The 19,774-nt window shown below is 59.1% G+C and carries 17 protein-coding genes and 5 tRNA genes; 14 read left to right on the forward strand and 8 right to left on the reverse strand.

Annotation, left to right across the window (positions count from 1 at the left end; all coding sequences use genetic code 11):
* On the forward strand, window positions 1-996 hold the full coding sequence (locus tag GBC55_RS07225; RefSeq protein ID WP_162439746.1) for an AraC family transcriptional regulator: 996 nt from the start codon (window positions 1-3) through the stop codon (window positions 994-996).
* Between the two features lie 267 nt (window positions 997-1,263).
* On the opposite strand, the gene GBC55_RS07230 is transcribed toward GBC55_RS07225, so the two are convergent.
* On the reverse strand, window positions 1,264-2,766 hold the full coding sequence (locus GBC55_RS07230; RefSeq protein ID WP_162439745.1) for a PLP-dependent aminotransferase family protein: 1,503 nt from the start codon (window positions 2,764-2,766) through the stop codon (window positions 1,264-1,266).
* A gap of 301 nt (window positions 2,767-3,067) precedes the next feature.
* Between GBC55_RS07230 and GBC55_RS07235 the strand changes: the two genes are divergently transcribed.
* Window positions 3,068-4,315: a benzoate/H(+) symporter BenE family transporter gene (locus GBC55_RS07235; RefSeq protein WP_162439744.1), complete on the forward strand. Its 1,248-nt coding sequence runs from the start codon at window positions 3,068-3,070 to the stop codon at window positions 4,313-4,315.
* A gap of 219 nt (window positions 4,316-4,534) precedes the next feature.
* Here GBC55_RS07235 and GBC55_RS07240 read toward each other — a convergent pair.
* Window positions 4,535-4,610: transfer RNA gene (locus tag GBC55_RS07240), tRNA-Asn, on the reverse strand.
* A 227-nt stretch (window positions 4,611-4,837) separates the two neighbouring features.
* Here GBC55_RS07240 and GBC55_RS07245 point away from each other — a divergent pair.
* The gene (locus GBC55_RS07245; protein WP_162439743.1) at window positions 4,838-5,068 is read left to right on the forward strand and encodes a hypothetical protein; all 231 of its coding nucleotides are present in this window, start codon (window positions 4,838-4,840) and stop codon (window positions 5,066-5,068) included.
* Here GBC55_RS07245 and GBC55_RS07250 read toward each other — a convergent pair.
* Window positions 5,065-5,274 (reverse strand): hypothetical protein, encoded by a 210-nt coding sequence (locus GBC55_RS07250; RefSeq protein ID WP_162439742.1) that lies wholly within the window; start codon window positions 5,272-5,274, stop codon window positions 5,065-5,067. The two genes, GBC55_RS07245 and GBC55_RS07250, sit on opposite strands and share 4 nt — an antisense overlap.
* A 247-nt stretch (window positions 5,275-5,521) precedes the next feature.
* Window positions 5,522-6,718: an amino acid aminotransferase gene (locus tag GBC55_RS07255; protein ID WP_162439741.1), complete on the reverse strand. Its 1,197-nt coding sequence runs from the start codon at window positions 6,716-6,718 to the stop codon at window positions 5,522-5,524.
* Between the two features lie 351 nt (window positions 6,719-7,069).
* Here GBC55_RS07255 and uvrB point away from each other — a divergent pair, with 351 nt between their 5' ends.
* Window positions 7,070-9,085: an excinuclease ABC subunit UvrB gene (gene uvrB, locus GBC55_RS07260; protein ID WP_162439740.1), complete on the forward strand. Its 2,016-nt coding sequence runs from the start codon at window positions 7,070-7,072 to the stop codon at window positions 9,083-9,085.
* 132 nt (window positions 9,086-9,217) lie between these two features.
* Here the strand turns inward: uvrB and GBC55_RS07265 are convergent, their stop codons facing one another.
* Window positions 9,218-10,768: an MDR family MFS transporter gene (locus tag GBC55_RS07265; RefSeq protein ID WP_162439739.1), complete on the reverse strand. Its 1,551-nt coding sequence runs from the start codon at window positions 10,766-10,768 to the stop codon at window positions 9,218-9,220.
* Window positions 10,758-11,807, reverse strand: a complete 1,050-nt coding sequence (locus tag GBC55_RS07270; protein ID WP_162439738.1) for an HlyD family secretion protein — start codon at window positions 11,805-11,807, stop codon at window positions 10,758-10,760. The genes GBC55_RS07265 and GBC55_RS07270 overlap by 11 nt, the downstream gene beginning before the upstream one ends.
* Before the next feature lie 220 nt (window positions 11,808-12,027).
* Between GBC55_RS07270 and gltX the strand changes: the two genes are divergently transcribed.
* The 10 genes from gltX (at window position 12,028) to GBC55_RS07320 (ending at window position 18,113) form a co-directional block, all read left to right on the forward strand.
* Entirely contained in the window at window positions 12,028-13,509 is a 1,482-nt protein-coding gene (gltX, locus tag GBC55_RS07275) for a glutamate--tRNA ligase (protein WP_162439737.1), read from the forward strand.
* Between the two features lie 315 nt (window positions 13,510-13,824).
* Window positions 13,825-13,900 (forward strand) — tRNA-Ala (locus tag GBC55_RS07280).
* A gap of 79 nt (window positions 13,901-13,979) precedes the next feature.
* Window positions 13,980-14,055 (forward strand) — tRNA-Glu (locus tag GBC55_RS07285).
* Window positions 14,056-14,108: 53 nt separating this feature from the next.
* A tRNA-Ala gene (locus GBC55_RS07290) sits at window positions 14,109-14,184 on the forward strand.
* 80 nt (window positions 14,185-14,264) lie between these two features.
* A tRNA-Glu gene (locus GBC55_RS07295) sits at window positions 14,265-14,340 on the forward strand.
* 184 nt (window positions 14,341-14,524) lie between these two features.
* Window positions 14,525-15,064, forward strand: coding sequence for a TetR/AcrR family transcriptional regulator (locus tag GBC55_RS07300; RefSeq protein WP_162439736.1), 540 nt, complete (start codon window positions 14,525-14,527; stop codon window positions 15,062-15,064).
* Window positions 15,065-15,095: 31 nt separating this feature from the next.
* Window positions 15,096-15,929, forward strand: a complete 834-nt coding sequence (locus GBC55_RS07305) for an alpha/beta fold hydrolase (protein ID WP_162439735.1) — start codon at window positions 15,096-15,098, stop codon at window positions 15,927-15,929.
* A gap of 47 nt (window positions 15,930-15,976) precedes the next feature.
* Complete coding sequence (locus GBC55_RS07310; RefSeq protein ID WP_162439734.1) at window positions 15,977-16,432, forward strand: thioesterase family protein; 456 nt, start codon at window positions 15,977-15,979, stop codon at window positions 16,430-16,432.
* Between the two features lie 153 nt (window positions 16,433-16,585).
* Window positions 16,586-17,545, forward strand: a complete 960-nt coding sequence (locus GBC55_RS07315; protein ID WP_162439733.1) for a tRNA-dihydrouridine synthase — start codon at window positions 16,586-16,588, stop codon at window positions 17,543-17,545.
* A gap of 121 nt (window positions 17,546-17,666) precedes the next feature.
* Window positions 17,667-18,113: an Hsp20 family protein gene (locus GBC55_RS07320; RefSeq protein WP_162439732.1), complete on the forward strand. Its 447-nt coding sequence runs from the start codon at window positions 17,667-17,669 to the stop codon at window positions 18,111-18,113.
* A gap of 105 nt (window positions 18,114-18,218) precedes the next feature.
* On the opposite strand, the gene GBC55_RS07325 is transcribed toward GBC55_RS07320, so the two are convergent.
* Both GBC55_RS07325 and GBC55_RS07330 read right to left on the reverse strand, forming a co-directional pair.
* Complete coding sequence (locus GBC55_RS07325) at window positions 18,219-19,151, reverse strand: phosphatidate cytidylyltransferase (protein WP_162439731.1); 933 nt, start codon at window positions 19,149-19,151, stop codon at window positions 18,219-18,221.
* 1 nt (window position 19,152) lies between these two features.
* Window positions 19,153-19,773 (reverse strand): lysophospholipid acyltransferase family protein, encoded by a 621-nt coding sequence (locus GBC55_RS07330; RefSeq protein ID WP_162439730.1) that lies wholly within the window; start codon window positions 19,771-19,773, stop codon window positions 19,153-19,155.
* Window position 19,774 lies beyond the last annotated feature (1 nt).

The raw sequence follows: 19,774 nt of genomic DNA on the forward strand, positions 1-19,774 counted from the left end.
ATGACGACTTTTCACGCGGCCACCGCCAACAGCGTCGGCCTGAACTTGTCGCTAATGTGCCGCGAGCCGGTCTTCACCAGCCGCTCGGCGCAGGAAACCCAGCGGTTGATGGGGCAAGCGCTGGTGGAACATGAGCTGGATTGGCCGCGAGGCGGTGTCGATACGGCGTTCTATCGCGGCAAGGTCGCCAGCTGCGAACTGTATGCGCTGCGCTACGGCGGCCAGGTTGAAATCCGCCCGCAGCCTTTCGAAGATTTCGTGTTGGTGCAGATGCCACTGCGCGGCAGCGCCACCCTGGAGTCTGACGGCATGGGTTTTAGCGTCAGTCCTGGAGAAGTGGCGATTCTGTCGCCGCGTGAACAGGCCCGAGTAGTGTGGGAGGAGGGCTGCGAGCAACTGATCCTCAAACTGCCACGGGCACTACTCGACGAGAGCCAGCGGGCGCTGGCCGATGACTTGCCTTCGGGATTCACCCTGGCGCCGGTCAGCCGCCTGCAACGGCCGCTGGCAATGCGCTGGTTTCGTCTGGTCAGCGAATTGCTGGAGCACCTGCCCGAGGGCCCGGCGAGCACAACGCCTTCGCGCTGGTTACAGCATTTGGAGCAAAGCCTGCCGCTGTTTCTGCTCAGCCATTGCGGGGTTGCCCAGCAAACGTCGCCTTCGCTGCGGCAGCCTACCCTTCAATTGCATAAAATCGACGCCTGTATGCGCGAGCACCTTGCCCAGGGCATCAGCCTGGCTGAACTGGCGACAGCCGTGGGCATGAGCATTCGCAGTTTGAATACCCTGTGCCAGCGCGAGTACGGCCAAAGTCCGATGGACCGATTGCGTGGGTTGCGCCTTCAAGCCGCTCGGGAGTATTTGCTGGCCAGGCCACACGCCAGCGTGACCGAGGTAGCGCTTGAATTTGGCTTTGGGCACGTGGGGCGGTTTGCCAATTATTATCGGCAGCGTTTTGGAGAGTTGCCCAAGCAAACGGTGAAGTCACAAGCGTGAGCCGGTTCTAGATCTAGATCATCAGAAACGAAAAAAACCGGCAGGACAGGTTGTGTGAAAACGCAATCTATCCCGGTCAAACGCTGAAAATACGCATAAGAAAAATGCCCGCATCTTGCGACACGACGAATGTGAAACGCTGCTCACCCATATGCCTGTTCAAGCGTTACCGCGTGGCCTTCATCGTAGGCACGTGGCAGCGCATGAAACGTGTTTGTTCCGGAAACGTTGCGCAGAAAAGGACACGGTGTGCTGCAGCCCGGCCAGCTATTTGTTGTCCTTCAGCGCATTGGCCAGGCGCAGCATGGCTGCTTCGATTTCATGGGCATTCAAGGACGAATACCCCAATAGCCAACCTTGTTTCTTCTCCGCGCCCGCGTACAGCCGGCTGAGGCCGGGCAGTTGCACGCCCGCGCTGGCAGCTTGGCGGATGGTCTTTTCCTCCGACCAGCCATCGGCCAGCAGGCAGGGAATCTGCAGCCCGCCTTGAGGGCATAAGGCCGTGGCAATACCGTCCAGGTGCTTGTCAATGGCATTGAGCATGATTGCACGGCGTCCGGCGTAGAGTTTGCGCATGGCCCGGACATGGGAGTTGTAGTGGCCGTCTTCCATGAAGCGCGCCAGGGTAAGTTGAAGGATCTGTGGCGTGTGGCCATCCATGATGCTGCGCGCGTAGGTGAAGGCTTTGACCAGCTCGAAAGGCAGCACCATGTAGCCCATCCGCAACCCCGGATAGAGCGTCTTGCTGAAGGTGCCGAGGTAGATCGTGCGCTGGTATTTGTCCAGGCCCTGCACGCACGCGGTCGGCAGCCCTTCATAGTGGAACTCGCTGTCGTAGTCGTCTTCGATGATCCACTTGCCATGTTCGGCCGCCCAATTGATCAGTTCGAGTCGGCGTTCCAGCGGTAAGGTCGCTCCGGTGGGGTATTGATGTGAAGGCGTGACATAGACGCAATTGGCGCCGCTGCGGTCTGCCTGCAGCAAATCCGTACGTATGCCCAGGGCATCGACGTCAATGGGCACGACCTTGGTCTCGGCCGTTTCAAAGGCCTTCTTGGCGCCGTAGTACCCCGGGTTTTCCAGCAGGATCGGTTTGCCGGCGTCCACTAGCAACTGGGCACACAGGAACAGGGCTTGGCGAGTACTGCTCAACACCAGAATCTGGTCGGGGGAGCATTTGGCCCCGCGTTCGAGGTTCAAGTAGGTGGCGATGGCCTTGCGCAGAGGCTCTGCGCCTTGCGGGTCTCCGTGCAGCAGAACATTGCCCCGGTAGTCCTTCATGACCTGGCGTTGCAGGCGTTCCCAGACATCGGTGGGGAAGGTGCGGGTTTCCGGCAGCCCTGTGGCAAAGGCCTTGATCACCTGTTGATCGGTAACTCCACCACTGTCGAAAATCATCCGGCCGCGCCGGCTCAAGCCCGGTCCTGGCGCCGCCTCGCTGCGTTTGGTGTCTTGCAATTTCAGGCGCCGGCGCGCAGCCCCGCGCAATTCAGTGCCCACCGTCTCGGATACATAACTGCCCGAGCCCTCGCGCCGCACGATGAAGCCATCACGGTGCAATTGCACGTAGGCGTTCTCGACCGTGTCGCGGGCAACGCCGAGCGTCTTGGCCAGGACCCGGGTTGCCGGCAGCTTCAGGCCAGAGTCAAGGGCACCGTCGAGGATCAGTGCACGCAGGGCGCGCTGAATCCGCTGGTGTAGATCCAGCAGCTGAAACTCGGCGTCGTTGAGTCGCATTTTCAGCGTTTCGAGTTCGAAGGTTTTCGCCATGCGGTCTGCCATAGATGAATAAATTGGCCTGCAAAGGCAGGCCAGTCTACCCGTAGACTCTGTCCATCGCTATTGCCTTTGTGCTCGGCGATCCAACGCTTGGTGGTGTTCATGGAACTTGCCTATCAGGCCGAACAAGACCTGCGGGCACGCGTGCATGGCCAGGCAAGGACCGCCGCAGGCCCGACAAGCGGTCTGGTTTCATGCGCAAAAGTGTATGGGTCAAACGGGCCATTTCAGCGCTATAAATCACTTTCCAGTCGAGGCCAAGTACCTCGCTTTGCAAGGAGCAAGTTAAGCCATGCCTTCGTCAACATCCAAGTCATCTGTTCGCTTCAGCGATCTCATTCACCCGATTGTCGCCGGTCTGATCTCGGTCATTGTCAACTATGGCGGCACCTTCATTCTGGTCTTCCAGGCAGCCAAGGTAGCTGGGCTGAGCCCTGAGTTGACAGCTTCGTGGGTGTGGTCCGTGTCGATTGGCGTGGGCGTTACCGGGCTGTTCCTCAGTTGGGTTTCTCGCGAGCCGATCATCACCGCCTGGTCGACACCCGCAGCGGCGTTCCTGGTCGTCGCCCTGGCCACCACGCCCTATGCCGAGGCGGTGGGCGCGTACATGATCTCGGCTGCTGCCTTCGTGCTGCTGGGCTTGTCCGGCTACTTCGAAAAAGTCATCCGACTGATCCCGCCTGGTGTGGCCGCAGGGTTGCTGGCCGGTATCCTGCTGCAGTTTGGCATCAGTGCTTTTGGCGGCATGAGCATTGACCCGATGCTGGTCGGGTTGCTGATTGTTGCCTACATCCTGCTCAAACGATTTACCGCACGCTACGCGGTGGTGGGCATTCTGGCATTGGGGCTGGCCTTCCTGCTGATTCAGGGGCGTGTCGATTTGTCGGGGCTGGGGCTGCAACTCGCGGCACCAGTATTCACCGTGCCTGAGTTCTCGCTCAATGCTTTGCTCAGTGTCGCGCTGCCGCTGTTTCTGATCACCCTGACCGGTCAGTACATGCCTGGCATGCTGGTACTGCGTAACGATGGGTTCAGCACCAGTGCCAATCCGATCGTGACCCTCACCGGGTTGGGCTCCTTGCTCATGGCGCCCTTTGGTTCCCACGCGTTCAACATCGCGGCGATTACAGCAGCCATCTGCACCGGCAAGGAGGCCCATGAAGAACCCTCCAAGCGCTGGATCGCCGGCATTGCTGCGGGCGTCTTCTATATCCTCGTAGGGGTCTTCGGCGTGACCCTCGCTGCGGTGTTCATGGCTTTCCCGGCATCCTTCATCACGACTCTGGCCGGGCTCGCCCTGCTGGGCACCATCGGCGGCAGCCTGGCCAGTGCAATGGTCGATGCCAAATCCCGCGAAGCCTCGCTGATTACCTTCCTGGCTGCTGCCGCCAACATCACTTTGTTCGGGATCGGTGGGGCGTTCTGGGGGCTGCTGATTGGTCTGGTGGCGTACGCCGTACTCAACGGCCGTTTGCCCCGTCGCGAGCCGGTCTTCAATCCTGCTGCCGAGCCTGTCACCCGTAAAGGAGCTGCCAACTGACGCAAGCCCTTATTGAAGAGGTCTCCGAAGTCGAAACCCTGACCCTGCACGAGTGCCACGGCCGCTCCCCGCAGGCCAACAGCGTTGAGGACTTTCGGCGCAATCTGGCTGCAGTGGCATCCACCGGAATCCGACGGAACGCAAAAACGAAAAAACCCGCCAGAAGGCGGGTTTTTCGGGGGTTTCAGAGATTTTAGTAGCCTTCTCTGGAACCTTGTCTGGCTCCACGACCTGGACTCGAACCAGGGACCCAGTGATTAACAGTCACTTGCTCTACCAACTGAGCTATCGCGGAATGGCGTGTATGTTACTGATTCAAAAAGAGAAGTCAAGCATCTGTTGCTAACTTGACGGATTCATCGGGACGGGCGGTGGTTAATCGGTCATTGGCGGTTACCAGAATCGGTTCAGAGGTCTACCATGGCCGCCCGGAAGTGGTTACACGCGCTGCCGGCCATTCGCCGAAAAGGTACGCGTTATGAATCACTCAGTCCTCCCGCCTCAAACTACCGAGGTGATCGCATGACTATCGCTCAGATCAGCCTGCCTAAAGGTGTCGGCCCCCACGCCGAGAAACTATTCGATGCAATCACTCAGGCCAGCACGGCTGACGAATTGAATCGGGCGGGCGGTAAGGCTGAAGGCTTCGTCCTCGGTCTGGAAAGCACCAAGGCGATCAAAAGCCAGGTCGCTGAATCGCTCTATGTTGCCTATGACGACGCCGCCAGCCAGCGTGCAACCGAACTGGCTTAACCGCCAAAGGTAAAAGTGCCCAGCATCAGTTTGGCGTAGAGCGTCGTGGCGGCCAGTTGCACCAGCCATAAGGCGAGGCCGCCGAGAAACACGCCAGCGGCTACTTGCATCACAAGGTTATTGCCACGTTTGGCCGGGGTGCGAGGGACGAAATGGTCCAGTTCATCCAGATCATCGCGGTCAGCGCGTAGGTCATCGTTTTTCATGTGGGTTCTCGTCAAAATCTCGGGATGTACATCACACCTGTAGGAGCGAGCTTGCTCGCGAAAAACTTGAGGGCGGTGAGCTCACCAGATAGTACGCGTTATCGTTAACGTCCTTCGCGAGCAAGCTCGCTCCTACAGGGTAGATGTGTGGAGTTTAGAGGGCTGAGCCTCGGCTTTGAGATTTATCTGCAACAAATAAAAAACGGGAAGCTCGATGGCTTCCCGTTTTTTCACATCACGACGCGCTTCAGATAACCTGAATAATCGCATCCGTAACGGCCTTGATGTTGCTCTGGTTCAGTGCAGCCACGCAGATACGGCCGGTGTCCAGGGCGTAGATCCCGAACTCGTTGCGCAGACGGGTGACTTGCTCAACCGTCAGGCCGGAGTAGGAGAACATGCCGCGCTGACGACCCACGAAGCTGAAGTCACGCTGCGGGGCGTTTTTTGCCAGCAGGTCGACCATCTGGGTGCGCATGCCGCGAATGCGAAGGCGCATTTCAGCCAGTTCTTCTTCCCATTTCGCACGCAATTCCGGGCTGTTCAGCACGGCAGCAACAATGCTTGCGCCGTGGGTCGGCGGGTTGGAATAGTTGGTGCGGATCACGCGTTTCACTTGCGACAGCACGCGCGCGCTTTCTTCTTTCGATTCGCTGACGATCGACAGGGCGCCAACGCGCTCGCCGTACAGCGAGAAGGATTTGGAGAACGAGCTCGAGACAAAGAAGGTCAGGCCCGAATCCGCGAACAGGCGCACGGCGGCGGCGTCTTCGTCGATGCCATCGCCGAAACCTTGATACGCCATGTCGAGGAACGGCACGTGACCTTTGGCTTTCACCACTTCCAGGACGTTTTTCCAGTCTGCCGGGCTCAGGTCAACGCCGGTCGGGTTGTGGCAGCAAGCGTGCAGCACAACGATCGAACCGGACGGCAGGGCGTTCAGGTCTTCCAGCAGACCCGTACGGTTGACGTCGTGTGTTGCCGCGTCGTAGTAGCGATAGTTCTGCACCGGGAAACCGGCGGTTTCAAATAGAGCGCGGTGGTTTTCCCAGCTCGGGTCGCTGATTGCCACGACAGCGTTCGGCAGCAACTGCTTGAGGAAGTCGGCACCGATTTTCAGTGCGCCGGTACCACCAACAGCCTGGGTGGTGAGGACGCGGCCGGAAGCGATCAGCGGCGAGTCATTGCCAAACAGCAGTTTTTGCACGGCCTGGTCGTAGGCGGCGATACCGTCGATCGGCAAGTAGCCACGGGAAGCGTGTTGAGCGACGCGAATCGTCTCGGCTTCGACAACGGCGCGCAGGAGTGGAATTCGCCCCTCCTCGTTGCAGTAAACACCCACCCCCAGGTTGACCTTATTGGTACGGGTATCGGCGTTGAATGCTTCGTTGAGGCCCAGGATTGGATCGCGTGGTGCCATTTCGACAGCGGAGAACAGGCTCATTTTTGCGGCGGCTCTGAATGGAGAGTGGAGGGACGTGTCGCGCTCCAGCCGAATGCACTAGAGCGGTGCACAAACGGGGAGCTAGTATAGAGGCCATCGGCGATTGAAGGCGACAGACGAATCGGCTTTTCGGGTAAGTTTTTTGGAATATTTTTCGACCGTTAGTCGAATGCCCGCGTCAAAGACTTCAAGGGATGTAGGACTTTTGCCTTGAAAGCGTGGGCAATCGACTCCACATTGACCACAATCAAGTTTTTTCCTCGGGCGACGTCAGTCGTTTGCGGCCTTTCTCGTTGCTGCCGGTTTGACCGGACTGGCGCGACTCTTTGCTCCGAGAACCATGAGGTATGCATGTCTGAATTTCAGCTAGTCACCCGCTTCGAGCCCGCCGGCGATCAGCCGGAAGCCATCCGCCTGATGGTCGAGGGCATCGAAGCCGGGCTGGCGCACCAGACGTTGCTCGGTGTGACCGGCTCGGGCAAGACCTTCAGCATCGCCAACGTCATCGCTCAGGTTCAGCGTCCAACCCTGGTGCTGGCGCCGAACAAGACACTGGCCGCGCAGCTGTATGGCGAGTTCAAGGCGTTCTTCCCCAATAACGCCGTCGAGTATTTCGTTTCCTACTACGACTACTATCAGCCTGAAGCCTATGTGCCGTCCTCGGATACCTTCATCGAGAAAGACGCCTCGATCAACGACCACATCGAACAGATGCGACTGTCCGCGACCAAAGCGTTGCTGGAGCGCAAGGACGCGATCATCGTCACCACGGTGTCGTGCATCTACGGCCTGGGCAGCCCGGAAACCTATCTGAAGATGGTCTTGCACGTGGATCGTGGCGACAAGCTCGATCAGCGTGCCTTGCTGCGTCGCCTGGCGGACCTGCAATACACCCGCAACGACATGGAATTTGCTCGTGCGACCTTCCGGGTGCGCGGTGATGTGATCGATATTCACCCGGCGGAATCCGATTTCGAAGCCATTCGCATCGAGCTGTTCGATGACGAGGTCGAGAGCCTGTCAGCTTTCGATCCGTTGACGGGTGAAGTGATCCGCAAACTGCCGCGCTTCACGTTTTATCCGAAAAGCCACTACGTGACACCGCGAGAAACCCTGCTCGGCGCCATCGAAGGGATCAAGGTCGAGTTGCAGGAGCGCCTGGACTATCTGCGTTCCAACAATAAGCTGGTAGAAGCGCAGCGGCTGGAGCAGCGCACCCGTTTCGACCTGGAGATGATCCTCGAACTGGGCTACTGCAACGGCATCGAAAACTACTCGCGCTACCTCTCTGGCCGTGAGTCCGGCCAGGCGCCGCCTACCTTGTTTGATTACCTGCCAGCCGACGCCTTGCTGGTGATCGACGAATCCCACGTCAGCGTGCCGCAGGTGGGCGCGATGTATAAGGGCGACCGCTCCCGCAAAGAAACCCTGGTGGAGTACGGCTTCCGCCTGCCGTCGGCGCTGGATAACCGGCCGATGCGTTTCGATGAGTTCGAAAACATCAGCCCGCAAACCATCTTCGTTTCCGCCACGCCGGGTAACTATGAGGCGGAGCACGCCGGGCGCGTTGTCGAGCAATTGGTGCGGCCGACCGGCCTGGTGGATCCGCAAATCGAGATCCGTCCGGCGTTGACTCAGGTCGACGACCTGCTGTCGGAAATCACCAAGCGTGTGGCCCTCGAAGAGCGAGTGCTGGTGACGACGTTGACCAAGCGCATGTCCGAAGACCTGACCGATTACCTGGCGGATCATGGTGTGCGGGTGCGCTACCTGCACTCGGACATCGACACCGTGGAGCGGGTCGAAATCATTCGCGATCTGCGCCTGGGCACGTTCGATGTGTTGGTGGGGATCAACCTGCTGCGTGAAGGCCTGGACATGCCAGAGGTCTCGCTGGTGGCGATCCTCGATGCGGACAAGGAGGGCTTCCTGCGCTCCGAGCGTTCGTTGATCCAGACCATTGGGCGCGCGGCGCGTAACCTCAATGGCCGGGCGATTCTGTACGCGGACCGGATCACCGGTTCGATGGAGCGCGCGATTGGCGAAACCGAACGCCGGCGCGACAAGCAGATCGCGTTCAACCTGGCCAACGGCATCACGCCCAAGGGTGTGTTCAAGGACGTTGCCGACATCATGGAAGGCGCCACCGTGCCGGGTTCGCGCAGCAAGAAGCGCAAAGGCATGGCCAAGGCTGCCGAGGAAAGTGCCAAGTACGAAGCCGAACTGCGCTCGCCGGGCGAAGTGGCCAAGCGCATCAAGGCCCTGGAAGAGAAGATGTATCAGCTTGCGCGTGATCTGGAGTTTGAGGCTGCGGCGCAGATGCGCGATGAAATCACCAAGTTGCGGGATCGGTTGATTGCTGTTTGATATTCGCGGTGCCTGGGCTGGCCTCATCGCGAGCAGGCTCACTCCTACAATGGGCTTCGCAACGTTCACGATCGCGTGAATACCCGAAAAACCTGTAGGAGTGAGCCTGCTCGCGATGGGGGCAACCCGGTTTCAATGAGCCTCGCCAGCCTTCAGCCCCACCGGCAATTTCTTGGTCAGCAACACCGCGATCATGCTGATCCCCAGCGCAATCCCCACAAAATGAAACGCATCGTTGTACGCCATGATCGACGCCTGTTGATGGGCGATCTCGCTCAGCTTGCCCAGCGCCGCCGTTTCACTGCCGAACCTGTCCGCCATCGACGCCATTCGCTCGGCCACCTGCGGGTTGGTGGGCACCAGCGCCTCGCGTAAGTAATCAAAATACGTCTTCGTTCGCGCGTCCAGCAGCGTGGCGAGGAGGGCGATGCCAATCGCGCCGCCCAGGTTACGCAGGATATTGAACAGGCTCGATGCCGACCCCGCATCCTGGGGCAGGATGTAGGCGGTGGCGATCAACGAAATGGTGACCATGATCAACGGCTGGCCCAGCGCGCGAATAATCTGGATTTGATTGAACTGCGGCCCGGCAAAATCCGGGTTCAGCACCCCTGACGAAAAACTCGCCAGCCCGAACAGCCCGAAGCCCAGGGTGCACAGCCACTTGGGCGAGATGTACTTCATCAGCTTGGGCACCAGCGGAATCAGGAACAGCTGCGGAACGCCCATCCACATGATCACTTCGCCAATCTGCAAGGCGTTGTAGTTCTGGATCTGCGCCAGGTACAACGGCAGCAGGTAAATCGAACCGTACAGCCCGACGCCCATCCCCAGGCTGGAAATGCTCGACAGGCCGAAGTTGCGATTGCGCAAGATGCCGAGGTTGATCAGCGGATTGGGTTTTGACACTTGCACGATCACAAAGGTGATCAGGCTGATCAGCGCAATGCTGCCCAGGGAAACAATCAGGCTCGATTCCAGCCAGTCCTTGCGATGGCCTTCCTCCAGAAAAACCTGCAAGCAGCCGAGGCCGACACCCAGGGTGAGAATGCCCATGTAGTCCGTGCTTTTGAGCAGTTCCCAGTGTGCTTCCTTCTTCTCCAAGCCATACATCAGGCCGGCAATCATGATCAGGCCCGGTGGGATGTTGATGTAGAAGATGTATTCCCAGCCCCAGTTTTCAGTCAGCCAGCCGCCCAGCGTCGGGCCGATTGAAGGTGCAAACGTGGCGGTCATGGCAAACATCGCCATGCCTTTCGCGCGGTGGTGTTCGGGGAGCTTGATCAGCGTCAGGGTAAACGCCAGCGGGATCAGTGCGCCGCCCGTGAAGCCTTGCAGGGCGCGGAAAACGATCATGCTTTCCAGGCTCCAGGCCATCGAGCAGAGCAGCGAGGCCACGAGAAATCCCAGCGAAACCCACACCGCCAGCCGGCGTGCCGAGAGCAACTGCACCAGCCAGGCGGTCAGCGGGATCATGATGATTTCCGCGACCAGGTAGGAGGTGGAAATCCACGAGCCTTCTTCGAGCGTGGCCGACAGTGCGCCTTGAATATCCTTGAGCGACGAGTTGGTGATCTGGATATCGAGCACGGCCATGAAGGCGCCGAGCATCACACTCATGACGGCGATCCAGTCCCGGCGAGTCGGTTCGCCGGCCGGGCGGATCAGTTGATCACCGGCCATCGTCAGGGGCGTCTTTGATGTTCACTTTGGCGGTGACCGACATGCCCGGGCGAATCTTGCCGTGCAGCGGATTGTCCGCGGCGAAGGTCAGTTTTACCGGAATCCGTTGTACGACTTTGGTGAAGTTGCCGGTCGCATTGTCCGGCGGCAGCAGGCTGAACTGTGCGCCCGAGGCGGCGAACAGGCTGTCGACCCGGGCTTCGATCGGGGTGTCGCTGTAGGCGTCGAACGTCAGTTCGGCTTTCTGGCCGGGCTGCATGTGGCCGATCTGGGTTTCCTTGAAGTTGGCCTGAATCCAGATGTCCTGATCCGGCACGATCGACAGCAAATAGGCGCCAGCCTGCACGTATTGGCCATTGCGCGCGGCGCGTTGGCCGATCAGGCCGCTGATGGGCGCGTGGATTTCGCTGCGAGTGAGGTTCAGTTCGGCCTGGGCCAGGTCGGTTTTGGCGTTGGCAATCATGGCGTCCAGGCGCTTGATTTCGGCGCTCAGGGCGTTGACTTGCTGGCGCTGACTTTGCGCATCCGCCTGGGCCTTGGTCACTTGCGAGCGCGCAATGTGATTGTCAGCGGAGAGAGTGGTGACCCGTTCTTCCGATACATAGCCGGGTTTGCGCAAGGTTTCGGCGCGGGATAAATCGATCTGCGAGCGGCTGAGGCTGGCCTGGCTGGAGGCGACCTGTGCGTCGCTGGCGGCGATCTGGCTGGCTTGTTGAGTGAGTTTGCTCTGGGCTTGCAGGCGTTCGGCCTGGCGAGTGGCGAGGGTGGCATTGGCCCGGTCGACTGCGAGGTGGAAATCATCGCCTTCAAGCTTGATCAGCAACTGGCCTTTCTCCACGTGCTGGTTGTCATGCACCAGCACCTCATCGATACGCGCCCCCAGCTGGCTCGAGACGCGGGTGATCTCGCCCTGCACATAGGCGTTGTCGGTGCTTTCGTAAAACCGTCCCTTGAAGAACCAATGGGCAAAGAAGCCCCCGGCGATCAACAGGACGATCAACAGGAAAATAAACAGGCGACGCTTGAGTTGGGCAGGCATGGGGCAGACTGTAGTCGAGAAATTGTAAGGAAAGTTATCAGCCGGTGAATCTCGCATACAGCCGATAAACGGTAAATGCCATTGGCTGATATTTGGCCATTCACCGGGCAATCAGCACTTTGTAGGCGCAACCTTGGCTTAAATGCCCTGCTGACTGGAGCCGGGCCGCTGTCGCCTGTTACCATTCGCCCTTTGTTTTATCTTCATTTCGAGACTTGCCATGACCACCGTCCGCACTCGCATCGCGCCATCGCCTACCGGGGATCCCCACGTAGGTACCGCTTACATCGCTTTGTTCAACTATTGCTTTGCCAAGCAGCATGGCGGTGAGTTCATCCTGCGGATTGAAGACACCGATCAATTGCGTTCGACCCGCGAGTCCGAACAACAGATTTTCGACGCCCTGCGCTGGTTGGGTATCGACTGGAGCGAAGGTCCGGACGTGGGCGGCCCGCACGGTCCTTATCGTCAAAGCGAGCGGGGCGAGATCTATCAGAAGTATTGCCAGCAGCTGGTCGAAATGGGCCACGCGTTCCCGTGTTTCTGCACCGCCGAAGAACTGGACCAGATGCGCGCCGAGCAGATGGCGCGTGGCGAAACCCCGCGCTACGACGGCCGTGCGCTGCTGCTGTCCGCTGAGGAAGTCGCGCGCCGCCTGGCCGCTGGCGAACCTCATGTGATCCGCATGAAAGTGCCGAGTGAAGGCGTTTGCGTGGTTCCGGACATGCTGCGTGGCGACGTCGAGATCCCGTGGGATCGCATGGACATGCAAGTACTGATGAAGACCGACGGCCTGCCGACGTACTTCCTGGCCAACGTGGTCGATGACCACCTGATGGGCATCACCCACGTGCTGCGTGGTGAAGAGTGGCTGCCATCGGCGCCGAAACTGATCCTGCTTTACGAGTACTTCGGCTGGGAACAACCAGAGCTGTGCTACATGCCGCTGCTGCGTAACCCGGACAAGAGCAAGCTGTCCAAGCGCAAAAACCCGACCTCGGTGACGTTCTACGAGCGCATGGGCTTCATGCCGGAAGCGATGCTGAACTACCTGGGCCGCATGGGCTGGTCGATGCCGGACGAGCGCGAGAAGTTCTCGCTGCAGGAAATGGTCGACAACTTCGACCTGAAGCGCGTTTCCCTGGGCGGGCCGATTTTCGACATCGAGAAACTGTCCTGGCTCAACGGCCAGTGGCTGCGTGATCTGCCGGTGGAAGAGTTTGCTTCGCGCCTGCAGACCTGGGCACTGAATCCTGAATACATGATGAAGATCGCACCGCACGTACAGGGCCGGGTTGAAACGTTCAGCCAGGTCGCACCGCTGGCCGGCTTCTTCTTCGCTGGCGGCGTGAACCCGGATGCGAAGCTGTTTGAATCGAAGAAGCTGTCGAGCGATCAGGTGCGTCAGCTGATGCAGTTGATCCTGTGGAAGCTTGAGAGCCTGCGGCAGTGGGAGAAGGACAGCATCACCGCGACGATTCAGGCGGTGGTCGAATCCCTGGAACTGAAGCTGCGTGACGCCATGCCGCTGATGTTCGCCTCGATCACGGGCCAGGCCAGTTCGGTCTCGGTGCTGGATGCGATGGAGATCCTTGGGCCGGACCTGACTCGTTTCCGTCTGCGCCAGGCGATCGACTTGCTCGGTGGTGTGTCGAAGAAAGAAAACAAAGAGTGGGAAAAACTCTTGGGCAACATCGCCTGACCTGCCGAACCCTTGACGCTCACCCGTCATTGATGACGTTCACCTGTAGCAGCTGCCGAAGGCTGCGTTGGGCTGCGAAGCAGTCCTTGATGGCCGCCACGTAATCTGCCTGAAAGGGCAAGGCGTCCGGTGGAGCGAGTGCTACGCACTCGAACGCAGCCTGCGGCAGCTGCTACAGGAACGGATACATCCCCGGATTTACGGGGGAAGGGCGGTAAGTGATTGTTATGTCGGCAAAAAACTTTGAAATATTTTAAAAATAAGTTTGACAGCCTTTCGATGCGCCATTAAGATTCGCCCCGTCCTCAGCGATGAGGGGCTATAGCTCAGCTGGGAGAGCGCTTGCATGGCATGCAAGAGGTCGACGGTTCGATCCCGTCTAGCTCCACCAATTTACACTTCAAGGTCTGGCCACACCGGCCTTGAAGCGATCAACACTCAGCGTTGATCTGTTGTATAGAAGGGTTTGCGTCCCCTTCGTCTAGTGGCCTAGGACACCGCCCTTTCACGGCGGTAACAGGGGTTCGAGTCCCCTAGGGGACGCCAGTTTTACAGAAGCGATGTTGCAAGATGTCGCTCCGCCGCGAGGCGAAAAATCCGGGGCTTTAGCTCAGCTGGGAGAGCGCCTGCATGGCATGCAGGAGGTCAGCGGTTCGATCCCGCTAAGCTCCACCAATTTTACAGTTCAAGGTCTGGCCACACCGGCCTTGAATCGATCAGCTCTCAGCACTGATCAGTTGTATAGAAGGTTTTGCGTCCCCTTCGTCTAGTGGCCTAGGACACCGCCCTTTCACGGCGGTAACAGGGGTTCGAGTCCCCTAGGGGACGCCACGATTACCCGCTCTGCGGGATTTTATAAGGGTCATTCAATTATTGAATGGCCCTTTTGTTTGTCTGGCGTTTGGCCAAACCCCCCAATTTCTCTCACACTGTTCTTCAGACCAGCGGTCACATCCACGACTTGCGGAAAATTATTATGAGAATAATATTCTAGTCGTAATATTCGGAGGCAACGATGAACGATAAAAAAGCTCAAACCCGCGAACGCATCCTCAAGGCCGCCAGCGCAGCGCTGATTCAGCGCGGCCCGGCCGAACCGAGCGTGGGCGAGGTGATGGGGGCTGCTGGCCTGACGGTTGGCGGCTTCTATGCGCACTTCGAAAGCAAGGACGCCATGATGCTGGAGGCGTTCAAACAGTTGCTCGGTCATCGTCGTGAGCTGATCGCCGATATGGATGACCAGTTGACCGGTGAAGAGCGGCGGGCGTTGGTCGCTGCGTTTTATCTGTCGCGCAAACACCGTGACTCTTCTGATTCCGCTTGCCCGATCCCGGCGTCTGTCGGCGAATTGGGGCGGCTGCCAGACGCATTTCGTGTCGCGCTGAATGAGCACGTGGAGATGATGGTCGCGCAGTTGGCGGCCAGCCCGGAAGAAACCGAAAAGGCCCTGGCCGACATGGCTTTGATGGTGGGTGGTTTGGCTCTGGCGCGGGCGCTGGGGCCGGGAGAGTTGTCTGATCGATTGCTGCGCGCCGCAAAATCAGCGGTGCAATGACCTGAAGGCGAACGCCTGGGGAGTGAGAGCGATGAACGCGTTAAAGTGGGTTCGTGGCGTTAATGGCACCTTGGGCTGGTTTGCACCGCAGTTGGTCGCAAGCAAAATGCGACTCGCATTCATGACCCCGCGCACGCGGCCACCGCGTGATTGGGAGTTGCCGTTGCTGGCAAATTCCGAGCGCATCACGTTGCGCTTCGGTCTCTCCGCACTGCGCTGGGGGCAGGGGCCGGCGGTCTTGCTGATGCACGGTTGGGAAGGGCGCCCCACGCAGTTCGCCAGTCTGATCACCGCACTTGTAGAGGCCGGTTATAGCGTGGTTGCGCTGGATGGCCCGGCACATGGTCGTTCTCCGGGTAGAGAGGCAAATGTCGTGCTCTTCGCCCGCGCCATGCTCGAAGCCGCCGCTGAGTTGCCACCGCTGCGCGCTGTCATCGGCCATTCCATGGGGGGCGCCAGTGCGATGCTCGCCGTGCAGTTGGGCCTGCGCACTGAAACCCTGGTAACCATTGCGGCCCCGGCACGAATTCTTGGGGTCCTGCGTGGTTTTGCGCGCTACGTGCGGCTGCCGCCCAAGGCGCGCTCGGCATTCATTCGTCAGGTCGAGAACGACGTCGGCATGCGCGCCACCACGCTGGATGTTGCGCACTATCAGCTCGACATGCCGGGCCTGATCGTCCATGCCGACGATGATGATTTTGTCCTGGCCAAAGAATCTCAGCTGATCCATGAAGCCTGGTTTGACAGTCGCCTGTTGCGTCTGGAGGCGGGCGGTCATCAGCGAGTGCTGGCCGATCCTCGGGTCATTGATGGCGTGTTATCACTGTTGGCCGGACGTAGCCTGCAATCGCGCCAATCCGCTTGAGCATCCGTTACACTGCCCCGGTCGAAAATTCTGACTGGGAGTGGGGCATGGGCTGGGATCGGGCAACGCCATTTATCATTGACCTGGAAGTGGGCGCCGAGGACATCGACGGGCTGGGGCACGCGAACAACGCGGTCTATGTGACCTGGCTCGAGCGTTGCGCCTGGCGCCACTCCCAGCGTCTGGGCCTGGATCTGGTCGAGTATCGGCGTCTGGACCGGGCGATGGCCGTGGTGCGTCACGAGATCGATTACCTCGCGGCCGCCTATGAAGGCGAGGAATTACAGTTGGCAACCTGGATTGTCGATTGGGACCAGCGCCTGAAAATGACCCGGCACTTTCAACTCAAGCGCCCCAGTGACAACACCACGTTGCTGAGGGCGCAAACCACGTTCGTCTGCATCGAGCTGTCCACCGGCAAGCCCAAGCGCATGCCGGCAGAGTTTATCGAGGGCTACGGGCCGGCGTTGTTGTCGCAAGAATTGAACACCACCCAAATCTAGTGTGGGAGTGAGCCTGCTCGCGATTCGGGCGGCGCGGTTTAGCCATTACACCGCGTCATCGTTTATCGCGAGCAGGCTCACTCCTACAAGGAATCTGCGATTCCCCGCGCAATCCAGTAAACTGCGGCACGTTTTTCGTCGAGTGTGTTTTTCATGCAAATTGCTTTGGCGCCCATGGAGGGGTTGGTCGACAACATCCTGCGGGACGTGCTGACTCGTGTGGGCGGCATCGATTGGTGCGTGACCGAGTTCATCCGCATCAACGACCAGCTGCTCACGCCTGCCTATTACCACAAGTTCGGCCCTGAACTGCTGCACGGCGCCAAAACCGCTGCCGGCGTGCCCCTGCGCGTGCAGTTGCTGGGTTCCGACCCGGTTTGCCTGGCGGAAAACGCCGCGCTGGCCTGCGAACTGGGCTCCCAGGTAATCGACCTTAACTTCGGTTGCCCGGCCAAAACCGTGAACAAATCCCGCGGTGGCGCCGTTCTGCTCAAAGAGCCTGAGCTGCTGAACCAGATCGTTGAGCATGTGCGCCGCGCGGTTCCGGCTCACATCCCGGTCACCGCCAAAATGCGCCTGGGTTTCGACAGTCCTGACGGCTCGCTGGTCTGCGCCACGGCGCTGGCCGAAGGCGGTGCGGCTCACATCGTCGTGCACGCACGAACCAAGACCGACGGTTACAAGCCACCTGCTCATTGGGAATGGATCCCGCGAGTGCAGGACGTGGTCAAGGTGCCCGTGTTCGCCAACGGCGATATCTGGAGCGTCGAAGACTGGCGTCGCTGCCGCGAAATCAGTGGCGTGGAAGACATCATGCTCGGTCGCGGCCTGGTGTCGCGTCCCGACCTGGCGCGTCAAATCGCTGCGGCGCGAGCCGGTAAAGACGTCGTCGAGATGACCTGGGCCGAACTGTTGCCGCTCATCCAGGACTTCTGGCTGCAAGCCAAGGCACAGATGACACCCCGCCAATCACCCGGCCGCCTGAAGCAATGGCTGGCGATGCTGACCCGCAACTACCCCGAAGCAGTCGAATTGTTCACCGTGCTGCGACGCGAAACCGAACTCGATCAGGTCTCGCGTTTATTGGGTTTGCAAGTTCGCGAAGCGGCCTGAAAAAATCTTCAAAAAACCTCTTGAAATGTAATCAGTGGTCCCTATCTAAGGGTTACGCGATGCCGAATTCGGGTCGCGGAGACATAGAACCTTGCTGATTATCTTCAGGAGATTTTGAATCATGAGTACTGCATTTTCCCTGGCGCCCCTGTTCCGTTCCTCGGTGGGTTTCGACCGTTTCAACGACCTGTTTGAAACCGCCTTGCGCAACGAACCAGGCAGCACCTACCCGCCTTACAACGTTGAAAAACACGGCGACGATCAATACCGCATCGTCGTAGCGGCAGCCGGTTTCCAGGAAGAAGACCTGGACCTGCAAGTCGAGAAGGGTGTGCTGACCATCAGTGGTGGCAAACGCGATGCAACCGAAGGCGTGACCTTCCTGCACCAAGGCATCGCCCAACGTGCGTTCAAGTTGTCGTTCCGCCTGGCGGACCACATCGAGATCAAAGCCGCCGACCTGCGTAATGGTCTGCTGAGCATTGACCTTCTGCGCGTCGTGCCGGAAGAGGCGAAAGCCAAGCGCATCCCTATCAACGGGACGCAGCAACCTGCTCTGCAGCATTGATTCAGAGCAATCAAGAAGGGCGCCAATGGCGCCCTTTTTTGTGTTCGAGTGATTCCTAATATCGCATAGGCTGGATCACCCGAGTCACCTCCAAAACGAAAGCAATCAGGTCCACCCATACCGAACCAGATGAAAGAAGATTGGGGCTGCAAAGCACACTGAATCCAGCCGGTCTAGCATGCCGCCGTGACCTTCGATCATGTGCCCCCAATCCTTCACGCCACGGTCACGCTTGATCGCTGACATCACGATTCCACCGGCGAAACCCAGCAGGTTGATCAGCAGAGCGATGAGCAATGATTGCCATGGAGTGAACGGCGTGATCCACCACAATCCGCAACCGATAAGTGACGCTAGCAGGATGCCACCAATAAAGCCTTCCAGTGTCTTGGACGGCGACAGGTTGGGGGCGATTTTGCGTTTGCCGAACAGTTTGCCGCACACGTACTGCAGTACATCCGACATTTGCACGACGATCACCAGGTAGGCGATCAACAGCAGGTTTCGCCCTTCATAACCGGCAATGTCGAGGGTCAGCAGGGCGGGCACGTGCGATACGCAGAACACGGCGATCATCAGGCCCCACTGGACTTTCGAGGCGCGTTCCAGGAAGTGCGTGCTGTCGCCTCCGAGCGACGCCAGGATTGGCAGGAGGAGGAAAACGTACACCGGAATAAAGATCGAAAACAGCCCGTACCAATCGTAGTAGATGAGCAGGTACTGCAGTGGCAGCGCCAGGTAGAAAGCCGCCACCAGCGCCGGGTAATCGCTGCGGCGGGTCGGCGTCAGGGTCATGAACTCGCGCAGGGCATAGAAGGACACGGTGTAGAACAGCAGGATCACAGCGGTGGTGCCCAACCAGAAGGCAATCCCGATGACCAGCACCATCACCCACCAAGCGTTGATCCGTGCGTTGAGGTTGTCGATCACAGGGTTGGATGTGCCGTGACTGCGGCGTTTGAGGAAGAACCCAGTCACAGAAGCCAGCAGCAGAAACGCTCCAATTCCGGCGAACAACATCAATGTTTGCCTATCCATGTCAGGCTTGCTCCTCAGCCAGGCTCAGCAGCACATTGCGGCTGCGTTCAAGAAACTGCGTCTTGCTTTCGTCCTCGTCCACGGACAGTGCGGCGCCAAAGCTGACAGTACATAGCAGTGGCAAAGGGAGGACTCGTCCCTTGGGCATGACGCGGTTGAGATTGGCTATCCAGACTGGAATCAATTGGACTTGGGGGTAAGATTTCGCGAGGTGGTATAACCCGCTTTTGAACGGCAACAGGCCGTCCTCCAGATTGCGTGTGCCTTCGGGAAAGATGATCAGCGAATCACCCTTTGCCAAGGCGTCCAGCATTGGCTGCAAGGGGTTCTCGCTGGGCTCCTTGCGCTCACGGTCAATCAGTACACCGTTGAATACCCGGTTGATGAGGTATCGACGCAGACCGCTTTTGAGCCAGTAGTCCGTGCCGGCCACTGGCCGGGTAATGGTGCGCAACGCCGGTGGTAATGAAGCCCACAACAGGACGAAATCGCCATGACTGCTGTGGTTGGCAAAGTAGATGCGTTGTTCCGCTTGCGGCGCACAACCAAGCCACAGGCTGCGAGCTCCCGTCAGAAGGCGGGCGCCAGAAGTAATGAAAGTGGCAACCACAGGCTCGAACATG

Source organism: Pseudomonas sp. TNT3 (genome assembly GCF_010095445.2).
GTDB lineage: Bacteria > Pseudomonadota > Gammaproteobacteria > Pseudomonadales > Pseudomonadaceae > Aquipseudomonas.